At 61.1% G+C, this 20467-nt stretch carries 21 protein-coding genes; 11 read left to right on the forward strand and 10 right to left on the reverse strand.

The window, feature by feature from the left end:
• Positions 1-42: 42 nt before the first annotated feature.
• From N5D22_RS26655 to N5D22_RS26675, 5 genes are read right to left on the reverse strand one after another with little or no spacing between them, the layout of a single operon-like run.
• Positions 43-417, reverse strand: coding sequence for a DUF305 domain-containing protein (locus tag N5D22_RS26655; protein ID WP_279658963.1), 375 nt, complete (start codon positions 415-417; stop codon positions 43-45).
• Between the two features lie 58 nt (positions 418-475).
• Complete coding sequence (locus tag N5D22_RS26660) at positions 476-880, reverse strand: hypothetical protein (RefSeq protein WP_279658964.1); 405 nt, start codon at positions 878-880, stop codon at positions 476-478.
• Positions 881-921: 41 nt separating this feature from the next.
• On the reverse strand, positions 922-1686 hold the full coding sequence (locus N5D22_RS26665) for a hypothetical protein (RefSeq protein WP_279658965.1): 765 nt from the start codon (positions 1684-1686) through the stop codon (positions 922-924).
• Between the two features lie 6 nt (positions 1687-1692).
• Positions 1693-1962 (reverse strand): type II toxin-antitoxin system RelE/ParE family toxin, encoded by a 270-nt coding sequence (locus N5D22_RS26670; protein ID WP_003519526.1) that lies wholly within the window; start codon positions 1960-1962, stop codon positions 1693-1695.
• A complete protein-coding gene (locus tag N5D22_RS26675) occupies positions 1946-2173 on the reverse strand; it encodes a DUF6290 family protein (RefSeq protein ID WP_013635548.1) in 228 nt (75 codons plus the stop codon). The genes N5D22_RS26670 and N5D22_RS26675 overlap by 17 nt, the downstream gene beginning before the upstream one ends.
• Positions 2174-2330: 157 nt before the next feature.
• Between N5D22_RS26675 and hisS the strand changes: the two genes are divergently transcribed.
• Genes hisS through hisG form a run of 4 tightly spaced genes read left to right on the forward strand, consistent with a single transcriptional unit; the run spans position 2331 to position 6060 of the window.
• Complete coding sequence (hisS, locus tag N5D22_RS26680; protein ID WP_279658966.1) at positions 2331-3854, forward strand: histidine--tRNA ligase; 1524 nt, start codon at positions 2331-2333, stop codon at positions 3852-3854.
• Positions 3855-3858: 4 nt separating this feature from the next.
• Positions 3859-4227 carry a VOC family protein gene (locus N5D22_RS26685; RefSeq protein ID WP_174038834.1) on the forward strand — a complete coding sequence of 123 codons (369 nt, stop codon included), beginning with the start codon at positions 3859-3861 and terminating at the stop codon, positions 4225-4227.
• A gap of 16 nt (positions 4228-4243) precedes the next feature.
• Complete coding sequence (locus tag N5D22_RS26690; RefSeq protein ID WP_279658967.1) at positions 4244-5371, forward strand: ATP phosphoribosyltransferase regulatory subunit; 1128 nt, start codon at positions 4244-4246, stop codon at positions 5369-5371.
• Positions 5368-6060: an ATP phosphoribosyltransferase gene (hisG, locus tag N5D22_RS26695; protein WP_279658968.1), complete on the forward strand. Its 693-nt coding sequence runs from the start codon at positions 5368-5370 to the stop codon at positions 6058-6060. Before N5D22_RS26690 ends, hisG begins: the two co-directional genes overlap by 4 nt.
• A 66-nt stretch (positions 6061-6126) precedes the next feature.
• On the opposite strand, the gene N5D22_RS26700 is transcribed toward hisG, so the two are convergent.
• From N5D22_RS26700 to groES, 4 genes are all read right to left on the reverse strand, one after another.
• A complete protein-coding gene (locus tag N5D22_RS26700; RefSeq protein WP_279658969.1) occupies positions 6127-6573 on the reverse strand; it encodes a DoxX family protein in 447 nt (148 codons plus the stop codon).
• 156 nt (positions 6574-6729) lie between these two features.
• A complete protein-coding gene (locus tag N5D22_RS26705; RefSeq protein ID WP_279658970.1) occupies positions 6730-7164 on the reverse strand; it encodes a hypothetical protein in 435 nt (144 codons plus the stop codon).
• 676 nt (positions 7165-7840) lie between these two features.
• Positions 7841-9475, reverse strand: a complete 1635-nt coding sequence (groL, locus tag N5D22_RS26710) for a chaperonin GroEL (protein ID WP_279658971.1) — start codon at positions 9473-9475, stop codon at positions 7841-7843.
• Positions 9476-9549: 74 nt separating this feature from the next.
• Positions 9550-9846, reverse strand: a complete 297-nt coding sequence (gene groES / locus N5D22_RS26715; RefSeq protein WP_004440196.1) for a co-chaperone GroES — start codon at positions 9844-9846, stop codon at positions 9550-9552.
• Positions 9847-10214: 368 nt separating this feature from the next.
• On the opposite strand from groES, the gene N5D22_RS26720 reads away from it, so the two are divergent.
• From N5D22_RS26720 to N5D22_RS26735, 4 genes are all read left to right on the forward strand, one after another.
• On the forward strand, positions 10215-11063 hold the full coding sequence (locus tag N5D22_RS26720; RefSeq protein ID WP_279658972.1) for a TIGR01459 family HAD-type hydrolase: 849 nt from the start codon (positions 10215-10217) through the stop codon (positions 11061-11063).
• A gap of 47 nt (positions 11064-11110) precedes the next feature.
• Entirely contained in the window at positions 11111-12091 is a 981-nt protein-coding gene (locus N5D22_RS26725) for a bifunctional riboflavin kinase/FAD synthetase (RefSeq protein ID WP_279658973.1), read from the forward strand.
• A 346-nt stretch (positions 12092-12437) separates the two neighbouring features.
• On the forward strand, positions 12438-15401 hold the full coding sequence (gene ileS, locus N5D22_RS26730; RefSeq protein ID WP_347881378.1) for an isoleucine--tRNA ligase: 2964 nt from the start codon (positions 12438-12440) through the stop codon (positions 15399-15401).
• A gap of 142 nt (positions 15402-15543) precedes the next feature.
• Positions 15544-16185, forward strand: a complete 642-nt coding sequence (locus N5D22_RS26735; protein WP_279658975.1) for a hypothetical protein — start codon at positions 15544-15546, stop codon at positions 16183-16185.
• Positions 16186-16245: 60 nt separating this feature from the next.
• On the opposite strand, the gene N5D22_RS26740 is transcribed toward N5D22_RS26735, so the two are convergent.
• Positions 16246-16704, reverse strand: a complete 459-nt coding sequence (locus tag N5D22_RS26740) for a nucleoside deaminase (protein WP_279658976.1) — start codon at positions 16702-16704, stop codon at positions 16246-16248.
• 71 nt (positions 16705-16775) lie between these two features.
• On the opposite strand from N5D22_RS26740, the gene N5D22_RS26745 reads away from it, so the two are divergent.
• From N5D22_RS26745 to N5D22_RS26755, 3 genes are all read left to right on the forward strand, one after another.
• Positions 16776-18719, forward strand: coding sequence for a pseudouridine synthase (locus tag N5D22_RS26745; RefSeq protein ID WP_279658977.1), 1944 nt, complete (start codon positions 16776-16778; stop codon positions 18717-18719).
• Positions 18700-19257, forward strand: coding sequence for a 16S rRNA (guanine(966)-N(2))-methyltransferase RsmD (rsmD, locus tag N5D22_RS26750; protein WP_279658978.1), 558 nt, complete (start codon positions 18700-18702; stop codon positions 19255-19257). The genes N5D22_RS26745 and rsmD overlap by 20 nt, the downstream gene beginning before the upstream one ends.
• Before the next feature lie 187 nt (positions 19258-19444).
• On the forward strand, positions 19445-20371 hold the full coding sequence (locus tag N5D22_RS26755; protein WP_279658979.1) for a patatin-like phospholipase family protein: 927 nt from the start codon (positions 19445-19447) through the stop codon (positions 20369-20371).
• Positions 20372-20467: the final 96 nt, after the last annotated feature.

A 20467-nucleotide genomic window follows, 5' to 3' on the forward strand; every position in this document is an offset into this window, starting at 1 on the left:
AGGGGAGCGCCGCAACCGGCGTTCCACCTTCGTCAGCGTCAATCACTTGCCCTTGGATTTCAGCCAGGCCTTCATCATGGCGATCTCGGCTTCCTGCGCCTTGATGACCTCTTCGGCCAGCTTGCGGATTTCCGGATCCTTGCCGTATTCCAGCTGGACCTTCGCCATATCGATCGCGCCCTGATGGTGCGGGATCATGCCGCGCACGAAATCGACATCGGCATCGCCGCTATAATCGATGGCCATATCGCCATGCATCTTCTTGCTGGCTTCCATGAAGGCTTTGGTGGAATCGGTTTCGCTTGCGGCAGCGTTTGACATGTTGTGTCCGGCATGGCCGCCCGCATCCTGTGCGAAAACGGGCATGGCGAGGGCGGCTGCGAAAGCGGCGGCGAGCGTGATGGTCTTGATAGACATGGATTATCCTTCCTGTGTCTGACAGATTTTTCGATGGATTGTCTGAAAAAATCGGGTGTCAGGCGCGGGGAGGCGGTAGTGGCGGCGCGAAAGCCTTGCCGTTGAAGATAATGCCACGCTGCGGCTTCGGATAGGCAAAGATCATCCGGCCGGCATCGGCAAAGATGGTTCGCGGAACCACGATCAGGCAGGCGGCGCAGGAACCGGGATGGGCGGCGTTGTCACCGTGCGGGCAGCAATCGCCAATGCCTGATCCATGGGTCTTGGCTGCCTCCTGCCCATGGGCTTCGGCATCGATGTCTCGATCTCCGGCGTGATTTGTGTGGCTGCTCTGATGGTTCGTCGCGGGTTGCGAGGCAACATCCATGCCGGCGGTCGCCGGCATGCCCATCGCCATCTGCACCGGCATTGCACCGTAAAGCAGGCAGGCGAGAAACATCAAAGTACGGAACATCAAATGCATGACGCGACTTTACCGCGAAAATTGTGGAATAAGCATGACGCTCAGGTGAGCTCACGCGCGATGACGTGATGCACGATGCGATAATCCCGGCTTTCTTCCCCCAAAGGCGCGAGCGGCCATTGCCACGCGGCGGCAGCTGCGGGAAGATCGACACCATGCAGCAGGTCTTCCTGCTGGAGCCGGCTGCTGTCCTTCCCGATAACCTCGAAAGAGGTGTCCGTCACCAGGCAGGCCTTGCAGGGCAGCCCGGCCAGTGCATCGAGATGCGTCTGAATGAGCCTCGGCAAAAGATCCTCCGGCGCATTCGTGATCTTTTCCCGCTCCAGCCGATGGCGCGCGCCTGTGCCGATCTGCGACAGGAGATTGGCTGAGACGACGAGATCGAGATAGGGCACCCGCCGCAGGAAATCGAGCGGTTCCGGTTCTTTGCCGGCGAGAATATCGTCGAAACCGGAGAGATCGCGGTTGGCGATACGGACATTCTTTTTGGCGTTGAGGCGCAGCTTCGCCTGCACGCTGGCGAGATGCACCAGATCGACGAGAACGACGGTATCGAACATCGCCACCAGCGCGTCATGGGGCACATCGCGCAGCAGGCCCGAGCCCAGCACCACCGCCGTTCGCCGCTGCTTCAGCTTTCTGGCCGATTGCAGCACGAATTGCCGGCTGTTGTTTTCATGCTCCGCCCAGGCTTTGGCACAGCGGTTGGCGCGCGCCCAGAGGTTGACGGAATAGCGGATATGCGGCCGGAATTCTTTCGGCGTGACCGCGTGTGTGGCGGCATATTGCAGGGCTTCGAGGATCATGAATGCCTATCGGTAGATTTCACGGCGATGGCCGATTTCAACCACCAGCACGACGAGCTTGTGATCCTGTATATCGCAGATGATGCGGTAATCGCCCACCCGGTAGCGCCAGAAATTTCCGAGCTCGGAGCCTTGCAGGGCGGCGCCGGTCTGGCGTGGATCATCCAGTGCCGCCAATCGTTCATGCAGAAAACTCCGGATTCGCTGGCGCGTTTCCGGATTTATCTTGCGCATCTCTTTCTGGACAAGCGTGTGATATTCAATTGTCCAGATCACGCCAGAACTCCTCGGCGCTTACAACCTTCGATTCTCCACGCTGGATGCGCCGCGTCGCCTCTTCCGCAAGATAGAGATCCTCCATATCCTCGATATGTTTCTCGATCGCCTCGCGGATGTAATAGGCGGATGTGCGGCCGGTGCGCTCGGACAGCGCTTTCAGCCGCTCATAGGTCTCATCAGGCAGGCGGATGGCCGTCTGTTTGCTCATGGGTCGCGTCCTTCCCGATCCGAATTGGGATACATGCATCCCATATAGCACCGCTTGGCCGCAGCGGCCAGTAAAACCGGAGCCTTTGCGGCTTGCCGCACCGGGCTTCATCCTCTAATACACCGGCTTGATTTCAGGAAAATATCGGATCGGCCCCATGAGCGAAAAAGCAAAAAAGCCTCAGAAACTGAAAGCCCGCCTGCCGCGCGGCTTCGTGGATCGCTCGGTTGCCGATATTCATGCCACCAATGAGATGATCGAGAAGATCCGCAGGGTCTACGAGCTTTACGGTTTCGATCCGGTGGAAACCCCGCTGTTCGAATATACCGATGCGCTCGGCAAGTTCCTGCCCGATAGCGACCGCCCGAACGAAGGCGTGTTTTCGCTGCAGGACGATGACGACCAATGGATGAGCCTGCGCTACGATCTGACCGCGCCGCTCGCCCGCCATGTCGCGGAAAATTTCAACGAAATCCAGCTGCCATACCGTACCTATCGCGCCGGTTACGTGTTCCGCAATGAAAAGCCCGGCCCCGGCCGCTTCCGGCAGTTCATGCAGTTCGATGCCGATACGGTGGGCGCCGCCGGCGTGCAGGCCGATGCCGAAATGTGCATGATGATGGCCGATACGTTGGAAGCGCTCGGCATCAAGCGCGGCGACTATGTCATCCGCGTCAACAACCGCAAGGTGCTCGACGGCGTCATGGAAGCCATCGGCCTCGGCGGCGAGGACAATGCCGGTCGCCGCCTCAACGTGCTGCGCGCCATCGACAAGCTCGACAAGTTCGGTCCGGAAGGTGTGAAGCTGCTGCTCGGCCCCGGCCGCAAGGATGAATCCGGCGATTTCACCAAGGGCGCTGGTCTTGGCGAGGAACAGATCGAAAAGGTGCTGTTTTTCGTCAGCATCAAGGATTATGCGGCAAGCGCCGATGATCTGGCCAAACTGGTCGCGGGCACCTCGAAAGGCGAGGAAGGCGTTGAGGAGCTGAACATCATCGGCGCTCTGGTTGCCAGTGCCGGTTACGATGCGACGCGCATCAAGATCGACCCCTCGGTCGTTCGCGGCCTCGAATATTATACCGGCCCCGTCTATGAAGCCGAGCTGAGTTTCGACGTCACCAATGAAAAGGGTGAAAAGGTCGTGTTCGGTTCCGTTGGCGGCGGAGGGCGTTATGACGGCCTCGTTTCGCGCTTCATGGGCCAGCCGGTTCCGGCCACGGGCTTCTCCATCGGCGTGTCGCGCCTGATGACGGCGCTGAAGAACCTCGGCAAGCTCGGTCAGGTCAAACCGCTTGCCCCCGTTCTGATCACGGTCATGGACGGTGATGTGCAAAGCATGGGCCGTTACCAGACATTCACGCAGGCGCTGCGCGCCGAGGGCATCCGCGCGGAAATGTATCAGGGCAACTGGAAGAAATTCGGCAACCAGCTGAAATATGCCGATCGCCTCGGTTCCCCCATCGCCATCATCCAGGGCGGTGACGAGCGCGCCGAAGGTGTAGTGCAGATCAAGGATCTGATCGAAGGCAAGCGTCTCTCCGGCGAGATCGAGGACAATGCCAGCTGGCGCGAGGCGCGCGTGGCGCAGGTCACCGTACTGGAGGCGGATCTGGTGGCGAAGGTTCGCGAGATTCTGGAGCATCAGGCAGAGGACGTTCGCCGCGCCGCCGAAGGGCGTTAGGGCCATGGCGATCCTCGCGCTCGACCATGTTCAACTGGCGATGCCGGCGGGCCGTGAGGATGAGGCGCGCTCTTTCTATGGCGGCCTGCTCGGCTTTGCGGAGCAGGCCAAGCCCGCCAATCTGGCCGCGCGCGGCGGGTGCTGGTTCAGCCGGGGTTCGATAAAACTGCATCTCGGCGTCGAGCAGGATTTCCGCCCGGCGAAGAAAGCCCATCCGGCCTTTCTGGTCGATGATATGGCAACCTTGCGAAAAACACTTGAAACAGCGGGCTGCCATGTGGTTGAGGATGAGCCGCTGGAAGGGTATCACCGGTTTTATGTCCATGATCCCTTCGGAAACCGCATCGAAATGATGCAGCCGCTCGAACCGTGACGAAAAGTACCGTTCCATGCCCCTGATTGACATGCCGGAATTTTCCGGAGAGCTACTGGAAGAATTCGCCGCGCGCCGCACGAGCCGTGTGAACACGCCCGTCATCCAGCCCGCCGAACCGTTTCTGGATATGGCCGGCGAGGATCTGCGCCGGCGCATCTTCATGACGGAGAGCGAAACCGGTGAGAGCCTGTGCCTGCGCCCCGAATTCACCATTCCGGTCTGCCTGCGCCATATCGAAACGGCGACCGGCACGCCGAAGCGTTATTCCTATCTCGGCGAAGTCTTCCGCCAGCGCCGAGAGGGCGCCAACGAGTTTTATCAGGCCGGTATCGAGGATCTCGGCGACACCGATATCGCCGCCGCCGATGCCCGTGCCGTCATTGACGCCACCGGCATTCTGCAGCGCCTGCTGCCGGGCCGGTCGCTTGCGGTCACGCTGGGTGACCAGCAGGTGTTCGAGGCGGTGGTTGCCGCCCTTGGCCTGCCGCTCGGCTGGCAGAAGCGGCTGGTGCAGGCCTTCGGCGATATGGCGCAGCTCGACGCGCTGCTGGAAAGCCTTGTGCATCCCAAGCCGATGACCGGCCTCGATGCCCGGGTCGCCGGCCTCCTGGCGACGGGCGACGAGGCGGTGCTGGTCGATTATCTCGATACGGTGATGCAGGAAACCGGCTATTCCACCAATGCCAGCCGCGCGCCGCAGGAAATCGCCCGCCGCCTGCGGGAGAAACTGGCGCTTGCCGCCACACGCCTGCCGGATGAAAGCTTTGCGCTGCTCAAGCAGTTCCTGGCCCTGAAGGCGCCGCTGCCGCAGGCCTCGCAGGTTCTGGCCGATTTTGCCGCAAAGGCGAAACTGAAACTGGATGGCGCGCTTTCGGCCTTCGACAAACGCGTCGCAGCCCTTGCCAATGCCGGTGTCGATCTCGAAACCGTCACCTATGGCGCGGCCTTCGGTCGCCCGCTCGATTATTATACCGGCCTCGTTTTCGAGGTGGTGGAAGCGGGTGGAGACAGCGTTCTGGCCGGTGGCGGCCGTTTCGACCGGCTGCTGACACTGCTCGGCGCGCAGGAAAAAATCCCGGCCGTGGGCTTCTCGCTCTGGCTGGATCGCATCGAAACGGTGCGCGGGAGCAACAGGCCATGATCACCATCGCATTGCCCTCCAAGGGCCGGATGAAGGAAGACGCCTCCGCCGTTCTGGAACGCGCTGGGCTGAAAGTCGCGGCCGTTGGCAATGACCGCTCCTATCGCGGCCGCATCGAAGGACGCGACGATATCGAGATCGCCTATCTCTCAGCCTCCGAGATCGCCCGCGAGATCGGCGCCGGCACCGTGGATTTCGGCGTGACGGGAGAGGACCTCGTGCGCGAAGGGCTGACCAATGCCGATGCACAGGTGGAGTTCTGCGCCCGCCTCGGTTTCGGCCATGCGGATGTCGTGGTCGCCGTGCCTGAAATCTGGCTGGATGTGGACAGCATGGCCGATCTCGGCGATGTCGCTTCGGAATTCCGCGCCCGCCATGGCCGCAGGCTCGCCATCGCCACCAAATATTGGCGTCTGACACAGCAATTCTTTTCGCGCCAGCACGGCATTCAGCTTTATCGCATCGTCGAAAGCCTTGGCGCGACCGAAGGTGCACCGGCCGCAGGGCAGGCGGATATCATCGTCGATATCACCTCGACCGGCTCGACGCTGAAGGCCAACCACCTGAAAATTCTCTCCGACGGCATCATCGTCCGTTCGGAAGCCTGCTTCGTGCGCGCCCGCAAGCCGGAACACGACGGCGATGCGGCGGTTCAGGAAATCGCCTCGCGCATCAGTGCTGCGGTCTGAAGACGTAAAACAAAAAGCCGCCGGAGCGATCCGGCGGCTTTTTTATTGGTCGATCTGTTGTTTGGCTTATGCGTGGGCCACAGCCGCGCCGCGTCTTGCGTCGATGGAATAGGCGCCAGCGCCGAAGGCGGCAAGCAGGATGTAAGCGCCGGCAAGGGTGATGTTCTTCACCATCATGATGCCGTTCAGCGTGTTGATCCAGCCAAGAGCCGGCTCAGGCCAGCCGGGAACGGCAACGGTGCCGCTGTGGAAAACCAGACCGGTGAAGACGCAGAAGACGGCAAGCGCCCAGGCGGCGATTTTGGTCTGGAAACCAGCGAGAATGGCAAGACCGGCGACGAGTTCGAACAGGCCTGCGAGATAGGCAAGCGCGGTTGCGGCGGGCATGCCGGCGCCGGTGATCATGCCGGCCGTGCCGGCCGGATCGACGAGCTTGCTGAAGCCCGAGGTGATAAAGATAAAGGAAAGCAGAATGCGGGCGATGAGAACGAGAACGTTCTGGCTGCTGGACATGGAAATCTCCGGTAAATAATCGGCGTGTCGCCGGTTGAGCTGCAAGGCGATGTCTGGAGATATTAATGACCGAAAATCATTCGCTCATAAAGATGAACAATAGAAGACAAATTGTCTTTACTTTGTGAACGGTCCCGGGCGCCTGTTCGATGATGTTTAGGCGGCGAAGCGAATATCTTCGAAGCGCGGAAACAGGAAAAGTCCTGATATGCGCCCCTGCTGGCCGTCTTCGAAGCCGGAGGATTCGCCCATGCAGATGACCGGCTGCCGCATTGCCGGCAAGATGGAGAGGCCGGTTGAAAAACAGAAACGTGAGGGCGCATTGGAAACCTGCTCGAACAGTTCCAGGACGCGGGCGTGGTCGGCGCGGTCGTAACAGCGCACAAGGCTGAGCAACCCGCACTCGCCGGGCGGCAGGCCGTGCATGAATGATGCGTGTTCGCCGAGCCGGATGACGCCGCTCGCAAGATCGCTGCTCCACTCCTCCGAAATGAAGAAATGCGACAGGGTCCGCGGATCGGGCGTGGTTGTTACCGCCGCAGGCAGAGCATCGTTGCGTCTTGATATTTCAAACAAATCGCGCCCCCGCATGAACACGTGCCAGCGCCGCCGTTTCCAGCGCCGCTGTCAGGTTGAACCTTTACCGCCACCCGCAGTCGAACGTGTCTGCCAAGCATCGAAACCCCTTCAATGCCCCGCCGGTCCGTTGCGGAACCCTTACGGGGGCTGACTTATAGTTTATTTTCCCCTACCTACAACAACCAGCCAGTGAGAAAATCAAAAATATTATGTATTTCTTCTTCAAAATCGCGAGATTTGCGAAAAAGCACAACTAAATAGCGCACTTATAAGCCGCTCCAAGTGAAAATCACCCCCCCGTGGGGTGGTGATTCGCTCATGACGCCGTCGCATTATTGCATGGTGCGGAGAAAAATAGCCGGATAAAATCGCGCCTGTTCCAAAACGGGACAATATTCGAACATTTTGAATATCTCCGAAGCCGTGTGCCTGTAATTCTGGGGATGTAAGCAGGACACAGCGGTTAATTGTGCCGTTGCACAACGCCTTCGTCATTCCGCTTCAGGCCTGGATCAGTAAGGGGGACGTCGCCAATTATCGCAGACGCCGCCAAAACCAGCATCCCTTTTTGGCATGCTCCAGGAAACTAAACCACTGCTTGCGACACCGGGCCGCTTAAGGGGCGTGGACGGCAAAGAAAAAGGGCGATCCGAAGACCGCCCTTTCCTTATTCCGGTGACAGGACTGATTAGAAGTCCATGCCGCCCATGCCGCCGCCCGGCATTGCCGGCATTGCAGCTTCCTTCTTCGGAAGCTCGGCGATCATGGCTTCGGTGGTGATCAGCAGCGAAGCAACCGAAGCTGCGTTCTGCAGAGCCGTGCGAACAACCTTGACCGGGTCGACGATGCCGAGCTGGATCAGGTCGCCATATTCGCCGGTCTGGGCGTTGTAGCCGTAGTTGTCTTCGTTCTTGTCGAGGATCTTGCCAACAACGATGGAAGCTTCGTCACCAGCGTTTTCTGCGATCTGGCGAACCAGAGCCTGCAGAGCCTTGCGCACGATGTTGATGCCAGCTTCCTGGTCGTCGTTTGCACCCTTGGCGGTGATCTTCGTGGAGGAACGCAGCAGGGCAACGCCGCCGCCCGGTACGATGCCTTCCTGAACGGCAGCGCGCGTCGCGTTGAGAGCGTCGTCGATGCGGTCCTTCTTTTCCTTCACTTCGACTTCCGTCGAACCGCCAACGCGGATAACGGCAACGCCGCCAGCGAGCTTGGCAAGACGTTCCTGCAGCTTTTCGCGGTCGTAGTCGGAGGTGGTTTCTTCGATCTGGGCCTTGATCTGGGCAACACGACCTTCGATGTCGGACTTCTGGCCGGCGCCGTCAACGATCGTGGTGTTTTCCTTGGAGATCGAAACCTTCTTCGACTTGCCGAGCATGTCGAGGGTAACGTTTTCGAGCTTGATGCCGAGGTCTTCGGAAATGACGGTACCACCGGTCAGGATGGCGATGTCTTCCAGCATGGCCTTGCGGCGGTCGCCGAAGCCAGGAGCCTTGACGGCAGCGATCTTGAGGCCGCCACGCAGCTTGTTGACGACGAGCGTTGCAAGAGCTTCGCCTTCGACGTCTTCAGCGATGATGACGAGCGGCTTGCCGGTCTGAACGACAGCTTCGAGAACCGGCAGCATGGCCTGAAGGTTCGAGAGCTTCTTTTCGTGCAGGAGGATGTATGCGTCTTCGAGGTCCGCAACCATCTTTTCCGGGTTGGTCACGAAGTAGGGCGACAGGTAGCCGCGGTCGAACTGCATGCCTTCGACGACTTCGAGTTCGGTTTCAGCGGTCTTGGCTTCTTCAACGGTGATGACGCCTTCGTTGCCGACCTTCTGCATTGCTTCAGCAATGTCGAGACCGATCTGACGCTCGCCGTTTGCGGAGATCGTGCCGACCTGCGCAACTTCTTCAGACGTGTTGATCTTCTTGGCCTTGGCCTGAAGGTCCTTGACGACTTCAGCAACGGCCAGATCGATGCCGCGCTTCAGGTCCATCGGGTTCATGCCGGCAGCAACTGCCTTGGAACCTTCGCGAACGATGGCCTGGGCCAGAACGGTCGCGGTGGTGGTGCCGTCACCGGCGATGTCGTTGGTCTTGGAGGCAACTTCGCGAACGAGCTGTGCGCCCATGTTCTCGAACTTGTCTTCCAGTTCGATTTCCTTGGCGACGGAAACGCCGTCCTTGGTGATGCGCGGAGCGCCGAAGGACTTGTCGATAACGACGTTACGACCCTTCGGGCCGAGGGTGACCTTTACTGCATCAGCAAGAACGTCGACGCCCTTGAGCATCTTTTCGCGTGCTGTGCGGCCGAATTTTACTTCTTTGGCTGCCATTTTCAAAACTCCTGGTTTCGAATGGCCGGATCGGGTCCGGCTTGGAATTTAAGGAAACGATGGGTCGGCCGAAATCAGCCGATGATGCCCATGATGTCGGCTTCCTTCATGATCAGAAGGTCTTCGCCGTTGAGTTTGACTTCGGTGCCCGACCACTTGCCGAACAGAACGCGATCGCCAACCTTGACGTCGAGAGCGACGACCTTGCCGGCCTCGTCACGTGCGCCGGAACCGACGGCGACGATTTCGCCTTCCTGCGGCTTTTCCTTGGCGGTATCGGGAATGATGATGCCGCCCTTGGTCTTTTCTTCGGACTCAACGCGACGAACGACGACGCGATCGTGAAGCGGGCGGAAATTGGTGCTTGTCATTGTCTAATCCCTCGATCAAATGACTGCGCGAGCTTTTGCAGCCCGCCTGATGGGTGTTAGCACTCTCCTTTATCGAGTGCCAGCGGAACGGAGATAAGGAGGGCATCTGCCGGAGTCAAGAACGCCCTGTCTGAAAAATTTCATGGCTTATGGTTATCAGCGTTCCATGACAGAAATTTCCCATGCGCGGATGCGCGCCACGACGACATTCTTTTCGCGCGTTTCCGCCGCATCGCATCTAAGGGGCATTTGTGTTCATGCTGCGTCAGGCGGGCCAAAGACCGGTCTGGCGGCGCTTTTTTCCTTGCCATTGGCGTCCCGCTTTGCGATGTGACGCTCACCCTCTTCTCGCATCCGGAAAACATCTCATGGCCCATCGCATTCTCACTCTCGGCGAAATCACTGATGGGTTCGACGTTATTCTTTCGGATGTCTGGGGCGTGCTGCACAATGGCGTCAGCGCCTTCCCGGCTGCGACGGTGGCGCTGCACGAAGCGCGCAAGGCCGGCAAGACCGTGGTTCTCATCACCAATGCGCCGCGTCCCGCTTCCGGCGTTATCGAGACGCTTCGCGCTCTCGGCGTGCCGGATGACGCCTATGACCGTATCATCACTTCCGGCGATGTCACGCGCGGCCTGATCGCGGAAGGTCCGAAAAAAGTTTTCCTGCTCGGCCCGGAGCGGGATCTGCCGCTGCTGGACGGTCTCGATGTCGAAAACGTCGGCGAGGCGGAAGCGCAGTCCGTGGTCTGCACCGGCTTCTTCGACGACGAGACGGAGACGCCAGAGGATTATACCGAAATGCTCAAGGGCTTCATTGCCCGCAACGTGCCGATGATCTGCGCCAATCCCGATCTGGTGGTGGAGCGCGGCGAGCGCATCATTCCCTGCGCCGGCGCCATGGCCGCTTATTACGAACAGCTCGGCGGCGAAGTTCGCATTGCCGGCAAGCCGCATGCGCCGATTTATGAAGCCTGCCTCGCGGCGGCCAAAGAGGTGCGCGGCGCCTTCCCCAGGGATCGCGTGCTCGCCATCGGCGATGGCATGCCGACGGATGTGAAGGGCGCGATTGCGAGCGGTCTCAACCTTCTTTATATCAGCGGCGGCATTCACGCCGCCGAATATACGCTGAACGGCCAGACGGACGAGGCGCTTCTGAACGCCTATCTCAAGGGGCAGGGTGCTGCTCCCGGCTGGTGGATGCCCCGTCTCGCCTGAGGACGTCTTGCCTGAGGAATAGCTGGCACAGGAATGGATCGATTGCCATGACCGTCTTTCACCGCAATGAAAAAAGGGAGCCGCTGCCGGAAGCTCTTCGCGGCGGCGTCATCGCCATCGGCAATTTCGACGGCGTGCATCGCGGCCACCGGGCTGTGCTGGATCGTGCCCTGGAGCTGGCGGAAGCCCGTGGCGTTCCCGCGCTGGTGCTGACCTTCGAGCCGCATCCCCGTTCCGTCTTCCGTCCCGATACGCCGGTCTTTCGCCTCACGCCCGCGCCACTCAAGGCGCGCATCCTTGAGGCCATCGGTTTCCGCTCCGTCATCGAATATCCCTTCGACCGGGAATTTTCACAGCGCTCTGCGGAAGAATTCGTCCAGTCCATTCTGGTCGACTGGCTTCACGCCAGCGCTGTCGTCACCGGCTTCGATTTCCATTTCGGCAAGGGCCGCGAAGGCGGTCCGGCATTCCTGATGGAGGCCGGCAAACGCCATGGTTTCGATGTAACGCTGGTGGATGCCTTCCGCGACGAGGGCGCGGATGTCGTTTCTTCCAGCCGTATCCGCTCGCTTCTGTGCGAAGGCGATGTGGCGGGCGCCGCAGGCCTGCTCGGTTATCGCTTCACGGTGGAAAGCGAAGTCATTGGCGGCCAGAAACTGGGGCGCACGCTGGGTTACCCCACCGCCAACATGGCGCTGGCGCCGGAAACGGAACTGAAGGCGGGCATCTATGCCGTGCGGTTCCGCCGCCCGGACGGTTCGATCCACGATGGCGTGGCAAGCTTCGGTTACCGCCCGACCGTCACCGAAAACGGTGCGGCGCTGCTCGAAACATTCGTCTTCGATTTTTCCGGCGATCTCTACGGCGAGGTCTGTTCGGTCTCTTTTTTCGGGCGCCTGCGCGACGAGTTGAAATTCGACGGTCTCGATCCGCTCGTCGCCCAGATCAGGCGCGACGAAGAAGAGGCGAGGGCGATGTTATCGGGCGTGCGTCCGCTCAGCGAACTGGACGCCAGGATCGCGTTCTGACCGGGTGAGGCCGGCCGGCTCCCGTTCCGGCCGATATTGCCGTCGCTTTTCTCTTCCTTTTTACCGGAAAACCGCATAAACAACCGGCCATGTCCCAATACCGGTTGATGTTCAAAACTCAGATTGGCCGAATTATTGGCCCGGCCTTCCGCCCGCTCTGACGAGCCGGAAGGTCCGGGATTTTGGCGCTTGTCATGACTTTGGTCATGGCGCTTTCCGTATTTGCCCTCTTTGAAATTGAGACGGCGCGACCGACACGGCGCGCAACAACGGTACGATTATGAGCGACACCGCAGAAAAACTGGATTACTCCTCCACCCTCTATCTGCCGCAGACGGATTTTCCGATGCGCGCCGGCCTGCCGCAGAAGGAACCGGAAACGGTCAAGCGCTGGCAGGAAATGGGCCTCTATAAGAAGCTGCGCGCCTCCGCCGCCGGCCGCGAAAAATTCGTGCTGCATGACGGCCCGCCCTACGCCAACGGCAACATCCACATCGGCCATGCGCTGAACAAGATCCTCAAGGACGTCATCACCCGCTCGTTCCAGATGCGCGGTTACGACGCCAATTACGTGCCGGGCTGGGACTGCCACGGCCTGCCGATCGAATGGAAGATCGAGGAAGCCTATCGCGCCAGGGGCAAGAATAAGGACGAGGTTCCGGTCAACGAATTCCGCAAGGAATGCCGTGACTTCGCGGCCGGCTGGATCAAGGTTCAGTCGGAGGAGTTCAAGCGCCTCGGCATCGAGGGCGACTTTGAAAACCCCTATACGACGATGAACTTCCACGCCGAAGCCCGCATCGCCGGCGAACTCCTGAAGATCGCCCGCACCGGCCAGCTCTATCGTGGCTCCAAGCCGATCATGTGGTCCGTGGTCGAGCGCACGGCGCTGGCGGAAGCCGAAGTCGAATATGCCGATGTCGAGAGCGACATGATCTGGGTGAAGTTCCCGGTGGCAAAGCTCGAATATGATGAGCAGACCATCAACTCTCTATCATTCGATTTGGGTCTTCGTCCCGAATACGAAGATGAGAAAGCTGATATCGTCGATTATGCTGTCCAGGAGGCTCTCGATAAAACCCGCCGGCATCTCGATGAGTTGCGGGGCGCGTCAGTGGTCATCTGGACGACCACGCCGTGGACCATCCCCGGCAACCGCGCCATCGCGTTTTCGTCGCGGGTCGAATATGGCCTCTACGAAGTCGAAAGCGCGCAGAACGATTTCGGTCCGCAGCCGGGCGAAAAGCTTATCTTCGCCAAGAAGCTCGCCGATGAAGCTGCAGCCAAGGCGAAGCTGACCTTCAAGCTCGTTCGCGACGTGAAAACCGAAGAACTGGCCGCCATCACCTGCGCCCATCCTTTGGCGTCGCTTGGCTATGATTTCCCGGTTCCGCTTCTCGACGGCGACCACGTCACCGACGATGCCGGTACGGGCTTCGTGCACACCGCGCCGAGCCACGGCCGTGAGGACTTTGACGTCTGGACCGCGCATCAGCGTGAGCTGGAGGCTCGCGGCGTTTCGTCGGCCATCCCGTTCCCGGTCGGCGATGACGGTTTCTATACCGAAGACGCCCCCGGTTTCGGCCCGTCTGCCGAAGGCGGTGCTGCCCGCGTCATGGACGATAACGGCAAGAAGGGCGATGCCAATGACCGCGTCATCAAGGCGCTGATCGCGGAGAACAACCTGTTTGCCCGCGGCCGTCTGAAGCACAGCTATCCGCATAGCTGGCGCTCCAAGAAGCCGGTCATCTTCCGCAACACGCCGCAATGGTTCGTCTATATGGACAAGGAACTGGGCGACGGCACGACGCTGCGTTCGCGCTCGCTGAGCGCTATCGACGACACCCGCTTCGTTCCGGCTTCCGGCCAGAACCGCCTGCGCGCCATGATCGAAGGCCGGCCCGACTGGGTCCTGTCGCGCCAGCGCAGCTGGGGCGTGCCGATCGCCGTCTTCGCCGATGAGAAGGGCGAAGTCCTGATCGATGAGGCCGTCAACGCCCGCATCCTCGAGGCCTTCGAGGCCGAAGGCGCGGATGCCTGGTTCGCCGAAGGCGCCAAGGAGCGTTTCCTCGGCAATGACCACGACCATGCCCGTTGGCAGCAGGTCATGGATATTCTCGACGTCTGGTTCGACAGCGGCTGCACCCACACCTTCACGCTGGAAGACCGCCCGGACATGAAATGGCCGGCGGATGTCTATCTTGAGGGTTCCGACCAGCATCGCGGCTGGTTCCACTCGTCGCTGCTCGAAAGCTGCGCGACGCGCGGCCGTGCGCCCTATAACGCCGTTGTCACCCATGGTTTCACCATGGATGAGAAGGGCGAGAAGATGTCCAAGTCCAAGGGCAACGTGGTTTCCCCGCAGGAAGTCATGAAGGACGCCGGCGCGGATATCCTGCGCCTGTGGGTCATGACCACGGATTATTGGGAAGACCAGCGTCTCGGCAAGGCCATCATCCAGACCAATGTCGATGCCTATCGCAAGCTGCGCAACACCATCCGCTGGATGCTCGGCACCCTTGCCCATTATGAGGGCGAGGAGATCGCCTATGACGATCTGCCGGAGCTGGAGAAGCTGGTGCTGCACCGCCTGTCCGAACTGGATGGCGTCGTGCGTGAAGGTTATGACGGCTTCGAGTTCAAGAAGATCGCCCGTGCGCTGGTGGATTTCGCCAATGTCGAGCTTTCGGCCTTCTATTTCGATATCCGCAAGGACACGCTTTATTGCGACGCGCCGTCGTCGCTGAAGCGCCGGGCGGCCCTGTCGGTCATTGCGAAGCTGTTCGATTGCCTCGTCTCGTGGCTCGCGCCCATGCTGCCCTTCACGACGGAAGAAGCGTGGCTGTCGCGTTATCCGGATGCGGAATCGGTGCATCTCGTCCAGTTCCCCGCAATCCCGGCGGAGTGGAAGAACGATGCGCTGGAAGCGAAGTGGGAAAAAATCCGCAAGGTCCGCACCGTCGTGACGGGTGCCTTGGAAGTCGAACGCCGTGAAAAGCGCATCGGCTCCTCGCTCGAGGCCGCGCCGATTGTCCACATCGCCGACGCCGATCTTCTGGCGGCGCTGAAGGGTCAGGATTTCGCCGAAATCTGCATCACTTCGGCCATTTCGGTGGTGGGTGACGAAGGCCCGGCCGATGGCTTCCGGCTGCCGGAAGTTGCAAAGGTCGTGGTCGAGCAGAAGCTGGCGGAAGGCGCAAAATGCGCCCGTTCCTGGCGCATCACCACCGATGTCGGTTCCGACCCGGACTATCCGGAGGTTTCGGCCCGCGATGCGGCCGCCCTGCGGGAGCTTGCCGCGCGCGGATAAGGAAAATGGCCGGATGAATTGCGCTTTGCCTCTTCATCCGGTACACCTGCCTGAAAATGGCCGGATTTGCAGGGCAATGCGGGCTGCCGCCTGCTGAAAGACGATGTCTGGCGAAGTGGGACGGACGGCTGGAAGGGTTTCAATGAAGACGATGCAGGGTAATGCGCAGGGTTTGGGCATGTTTCGCACGGTTGTTGGCATCACGACGATAGGCGTGTTGCTCGGCGCCTGCACCAGCCCGACCTATGGCACGGGCAAGACGGCCGCTGAACAGCTTGTCGACGATCTCGGCAATGCGACCTCGATCACCGGTGACCAGACCAAGCGCAACCTGAAATACGGCCCCCGCCCGGGTCTCGTCGTTCCGGCCCAGTCCCGCGCTGAACAGCTGGCCACGCCGCAGCAGAACATGGCAAGCCGCGAAAATAACCCGCAATGGGTCGAATCGCCGGAAGAAACCCGCGAACGCCTGCGCGAAGAGGCGGATGCCAACAAGAATAACCCGAATTACCGCTCACCGCTGCTCGCCGGCAACGGCACGGCCGGCCAGATGACCGAGACCCAGAAATGGGAAGCCTTCCGCAAGGCCAAGGCCGATGCCCAGGGCGGTTCCGTGGTGAACGCCCAGCGCCGGTTCCTCACCGATCCGCCGGCTGAATATCGCAGCGTCCCGCAGGATCAGCTGACCGATCTTGGCGAACCGGAACAGAAGAAGGAAAAGCGCCGCAAGAAAGAAGCGGCGGTGGCGAATACCGGCAAGAGCTGGTGGAACCCTTTCCAGTGAAAACTGGCCAGTAAAAATGGCTGATGGCCGGCGGGGCGCTTCGTTCCTCCCGCTTGCCGCTCAATCGTCGAGACGTTTTTCGCGAAAAAACTGCCGCAATATGTCTGCACTTTCACTTTCCGCCAGCCCCGAATAGACATCAGGCGCATGGTGGCATGTCGGCTGGCTGAAGAAGCGCACGCCGCTCTCCACCGCGCCGCCCTTCGGGTCCTGCGCGCCGTAATAGAGCCGGCGGATTCGGGCGAATGAAATCGCCGCCGCGCACATGGTGCAGGGCTCCAGCGTAACGTAAAGGTCGGCGCCAGGCAGGCGTTCCTGTCCCAGAGCCTCACAGGCCATGCGGATCACGGCGATTTCGGCATGCGCCGTCACATCGTTCAATTCACGGGTGCGGTTGCCGGAACGGGCGATGACGCGGCCGTCCAGAACCAGTACCGCGCCGATCGGAACCTCCTGCCGCTCACCGGCGGCACGGGCTTCCGCCAGCGCCAGTTCCATGAAATGCGTCCTTTCGGCCATTGCGTTTCAATTTCCTCTTAACCCTTGTGCTTGGACCTGATAGGACAGCCCAAACAACAGGCAAACAGCAAATGACTTTTAAAGACAAGCCGAAGCGTGACGGCGGCAAGACAATTAGCCGCGACAGGAAGCCGAAAGGCCCCGGCAAGCCCGCCGCCGAGCGCGAAAAGAAACCGACCGAGGTACAGGCCGCCCCGGCGCCGGAAACCGTTGGCGCTTCCAAACCCGAACGCATTTCCAAGATCATGGCGCGCGCCGGTGTGGCCTCACGCCGCGATGTCGAGCGCATGATCATGGAAGGCCGCGTGTCGTTGAACGGCGTCAAGCTGGATACGCCCGTGGTCAACGCCACGCTGGCTGACAAGATCGAAGTGGACGGCATGCCGATTCGCGGCGCCGAGCGCACGCGCCTGTGGCTTTACCACAAGCCCGCCGGTCTGGTGACGACCAATTCCGACCCGGAAGGCCGCCCGACCGTTTTCGACAATCTGCCGGGTGAACTGCCGCGCGTTCTGTCCATCGGCCGCCTCGATATCAATACCGAAGGCCTGCTGCTGCTCACCAACGATGGCGGTCTTTCCCGTGTGCTGGAACTGCCGACCACCGGCTGGCTGCGCCGTTACCGCGTGCGCGCCCATGGCGAGGTCGATCAGGCCGCGCTCGACAAGCTGAAGGAAGGTATTGCCGTCGACGGCGTGCTCTACGGCGCAATCGACGCGACGCTCGACCGCACCCAGGGCCACAATGTCTGGATCAGCATGGGCCTGCGCGAAGGCAAGAACCGCGAGATCAAGAACGTGCTCGGCGCGCTCGGCCTCGAGGTCAACCGCCTGATCCGCGTTTCCTACGGTCCGTTCCAGCTCGGCGATCTCGCTGAAGGCAAGGTGCTGGAAGTGCGCGGCCGCATGCTGCGCGACCAACTCGGCCCGCGTCTGATCGAACAGGCCGGCGCCAATTTCGACGCGCCGATCTACAATGCCTCCGTTGAGGATGAAGAAGACAACGCGCCGAAGCGGCCCGTAAAATCCGAATGGGCGAAGAGCGATGCGCCGGAAGGCAAGCCGCGCTTCGAAAAGGGCGGCAAGCCGGAAGATCGCCGCGAAAAGGCGCTCGGCCGTCTCGATACCAAGCGCGGCGACAAGCCAGCCGGCAAGTTCGGCTCCAAGCCCGCCGGGAAATTTGGCGCAAAGGGCCGCAGCGAGGATGAGGGTGACGACCGCCGCCCACGCCAGCCCGCCGGCACCAGCCGCACGGCCAATGTCTGGATGGCGCCCGGCGCAAGGCCCACCCGTGACGGCAAGGAACGCAAGTCTTCCGCCCGCGCGGAAGCCGAAAACCTCTTCAAGAAGCCTTCCGCCCAGGACGAAGCACGTCGCAACGTCGTGCGGCATGCGGATGCCGAGGGCGAGTGGATCCGTTCGGATTCCCCCCGCGAAGAAGAAGGTGGTCGCGGACGCGGCGACCGTCCGCGTGGCGAAAAGAGTTTTGGTGATCGTGGTGGGCGCGGCGGAAAGCCGTTCGGCGACCGGCCATTCCGCGACAAGCCGCGGGAAGAGGGCGATCGCCCGCGTGGCGACCGTCCGCGCGGTGAAAAGAGCTTCGGCGACCGCCCGGCACGCGGCGGCAAACCTTTCGGCGACCGTCCGTTCCGCGACAAGCCGCGGGAAGAGGGCGACCGTCCGCGTAGCGACCGCCCGCGCGGCGAAAAGAGTTTTGGTGATCGCACCGCCCGCGGTGAAAAAACTTTCGGTGATCGTCCATTCCGCGACAGGCCCCGTGAAGACGGTGATCGCCCGCGCGGCGACCGTCCGGCGGGTGACAAGCCCCGTGGCGGCAAGCCCGGATTCGGCAAACCATCTTTCGGAAAATCGGGCGAGCGTGGCGAACGTTCGGGTTTTTCAGGCAAGAGCAAAGGCCCGGGTGGTCCCGGCGGCGGCAAGCCGGGCGGCAAAGGCCCGGGTGGCAAACCTTCTGGAGGCAGGGGAATGACACGTAATGCGGATCGTAGGCGGTGAGTTCCGCGGCCGGAGTCTGGCCGCGCCGAAATCGAATTCCATTCGTCCAACCATCGACAGGACGCGGGAAAGCCTCTTCAATATTCTGAGCCACGCCTATCCGGAAAGTCTGGACGGCACGCGCGTTCTGGATGTTTTCGCCGGAACCGGTGCGGTCGGTCTGGAGGCTTTGTCGCGCGGCTGTCGCGTGGCGCTCTTCGTCGAAAACGGCGTGGAGGGCAGGGGGCTGCTCTGGGAAAATATCGATGCGCTGGGTCTGCATGGCCGCGCCCGTATCCTGCGGCGTGACGCCACCAAGCTCGGCGGCGTCAACAATATCGAGCCCTTCGATCTTCTCTTCGCCGATCCGCCCTATGGTTACGGCCATGGCGAGAAGGCTTTTGCGGCCGCCCATGGCGGCGGCTGGCTGAACCCCGGCGCGCTCGCCATTCTCGAAGAGCGCGGCGATGTGACGGTCAAGGTCGATCCGGTTTTCAAGCCGCTCGAAAGCCGCATCTTCGGCGACACGAAAATGCATTTCTACCGTTTCGAGCCCTAAAGCATTTCCAGGAAAAGCGGAGCCCGGTTTTCCGTCCGGAAATGCGACATAACAAAGAGTTAGAGTGTTTTCGCGATTCGAAGAAAAGCGAAAATGCTCTAACAGCAGCGTTTCCCGTCACGCCACGGTCTTGTCTTGTTTGCGCAATAGGCAGAGGCTTTGCCGTGGAAAGAATTTGGGTATTCGCATGGAGCAGGGTGTAAACGAAAGCGTCACGATCGTCCGTGCCGGGGAAGAGGTTCTCGACGGCGACGGCACGGGGGGCCATGAGCCGACTTTCGGGCTGGCGCTCGGCGGCGGCGGCGCACGCGGCATCTGCCACATCAACGTCGTCGAGGCGCTGGACGAGCTCGGCATCCGGCCCGTGGCGATTTCCGGTTCGTCCATCGGCTCCATCATCGGCGCGGGCATGGCGGCCGGGATGTCGGGCCGGGAAATCCGCGAATACACGCTCGAACTGATGGGACGCAAGGGTTCGGTCGCCAACCGGCTGTGGAGCCTCGGCCCGGCATCGATGCGCCATGCGGTGGACGGTTTTCGTCTGGGGCAGTTCAACCTCGAACTCATCCTGCACGCCCTGATGCCGCAGGCTCTGCCGAAGGATTTTTCCGAGCTTGCCATTCCGCTCAAGGTGATAACCACGGATTATTACGCCCAGACCGAAGTGGTGGTGGAAAGCGGCGAGATCATCCAGGCGCTGGCCGCATCCGCCGCCATTCCGGCCCTGTTCATGCCTGTTCGTATCGATGGCCGCATCATGATCGACGGCGGCATCTTCAATCCCGTGCCCTACGAGCACCTGCTGGACCAGGCCGATATCGTCATCGGCGTCGATGTCGTCGGCGGTCCGGAAGGTGACGGCACCACCATGCCGAACCGGCTGGACAGCCTGTTCGGCGCCAGCCAGCTGATGATGCAGGCGGCAATCGCCCTGAAACTGAGGTTACGCCCGCCGCATATTTTCCTGCGCCCGCCGGTGCACCGTTTCGGTGTGCTGGATTTCCTGAAGTCCGAAGAGGTGCTGAACGCATCGGCCGGCATCAAGGACGATCTGAAGCGGCAGATCGACATGCAGGTGGAACTGTTTCATCGCGGGCAGGGTGTGGAGGCTTGAGCGGTACCGCTTGAATGTACGCTATGGAATGAGCGTGTGCCGCTTGTTTCTTCTCCCCGCCGGGGAGAAGGTCGCGGCAGCGGGATGAGCGACTGT

Origin of the sequence: Agrobacterium sp. GD03872, assembly GCF_029840625.1 — a bacterium.
GTDB classification, from domain to species: domain Bacteria; phylum Pseudomonadota; class Alphaproteobacteria; order Rhizobiales; family Rhizobiaceae; genus Agrobacterium; species Agrobacterium fabrum_A.

Excerpts from the sequence above, each read along its gene's own strand:
- N5D22_RS26700 (WP_279658969.1), bottom strand. The coding sequence starts at position 6,573 with ATGTCCAGCAGCCAGAACGTTCTCGTTCTCATCGCCCGCATTCTGCTT.
- groES (WP_004440196.1), bottom strand. The coding sequence starts at position 9,846 with ATGACAAGCACCAATTTCCGCCCGCTTCACGATCGCGTCGTCGTTCGT.
- hisS (WP_279658966.1), top strand. The coding sequence starts at position 2,331 with ATGAGCGAAAAAGCAAAAAAGCCTCAGAAACTGAAAGCCCGCCTGCCG.
- ileS (WP_347881378.1), top strand. The coding sequence starts at position 12,438 with ATGCGCGCCGGCCTGCCGCAGAAGGAACCGGAAACGGTCAAGCGCTGG.
- N5D22_RS26655 (WP_279658963.1), bottom strand. The coding sequence starts at position 417 with ATGTCTATCAAGACCATCACGCTCGCCGCCGCTTTCGCAGCCGCCCTC.
- N5D22_RS26735 (WP_279658975.1), top strand. The coding sequence starts at position 15,544 with ATGAAGACGATGCAGGGTAATGCGCAGGGTTTGGGCATGTTTCGCACG.
- N5D22_RS26755 (WP_279658979.1), top strand. The coding sequence starts at position 19,445 with ATGGAGCAGGGTGTAAACGAAAGCGTCACGATCGTCCGTGCCGGGGAA.
- N5D22_RS26720 (WP_279658972.1), top strand. The coding sequence starts at position 10,215 with ATGGCCCATCGCATTCTCACTCTCGGCGAAATCACTGATGGGTTCGAC.
- N5D22_RS26740 (WP_279658976.1), bottom strand. The coding sequence starts at position 16,704 with ATGGCCGAAAGGACGCATTTCATGGAACTGGCGCTGGCGGAAGCCCGT.
- rsmD (WP_279658978.1), top strand. The coding sequence starts at position 18,700 with ATGCGGATCGTAGGCGGTGAGTTCCGCGGCCGGAGTCTGGCCGCGCCG.
- N5D22_RS26660 (WP_279658964.1), bottom strand. The coding sequence starts at position 880 with ATGCATTTGATGTTCCGTACTTTGATGTTTCTCGCCTGCCTGCTTTAC.
- N5D22_RS26690 (WP_279658967.1), top strand. The coding sequence starts at position 4,244 with ATGCCCCTGATTGACATGCCGGAATTTTCCGGAGAGCTACTGGAAGAA.
- N5D22_RS26685 (WP_174038834.1), top strand. The coding sequence starts at position 3,859 with ATGGCGATCCTCGCGCTCGACCATGTTCAACTGGCGATGCCGGCGGGC.
- N5D22_RS26745 (WP_279658977.1), top strand. The coding sequence starts at position 16,776 with ATGACTTTTAAAGACAAGCCGAAGCGTGACGGCGGCAAGACAATTAGC.
- hisG (WP_279658968.1), top strand. The coding sequence starts at position 5,368 with ATGATCACCATCGCATTGCCCTCCAAGGGCCGGATGAAGGAAGACGCC.
- N5D22_RS26725 (WP_279658973.1), top strand. The coding sequence starts at position 11,111 with ATGACCGTCTTTCACCGCAATGAAAAAAGGGAGCCGCTGCCGGAAGCT.
- groL (WP_279658971.1), bottom strand. The coding sequence starts at position 9,475 with ATGGCAGCCAAAGAAGTAAAATTCGGCCGCACAGCACGCGAAAAGATG.
- N5D22_RS26705 (WP_279658970.1), bottom strand. The coding sequence starts at position 7,164 with ATGCGGGGGCGCGATTTGTTTGAAATATCAAGACGCAACGATGCTCTG.
- N5D22_RS26665 (WP_279658965.1), bottom strand. The coding sequence starts at position 1,686 with ATGATCCTCGAAGCCCTGCAATATGCCGCCACACACGCGGTCACGCCG.
- N5D22_RS26675 (WP_013635548.1), bottom strand. The coding sequence starts at position 2,173 with ATGAGCAAACAGACGGCCATCCGCCTGCCTGATGAGACCTATGAGCGG.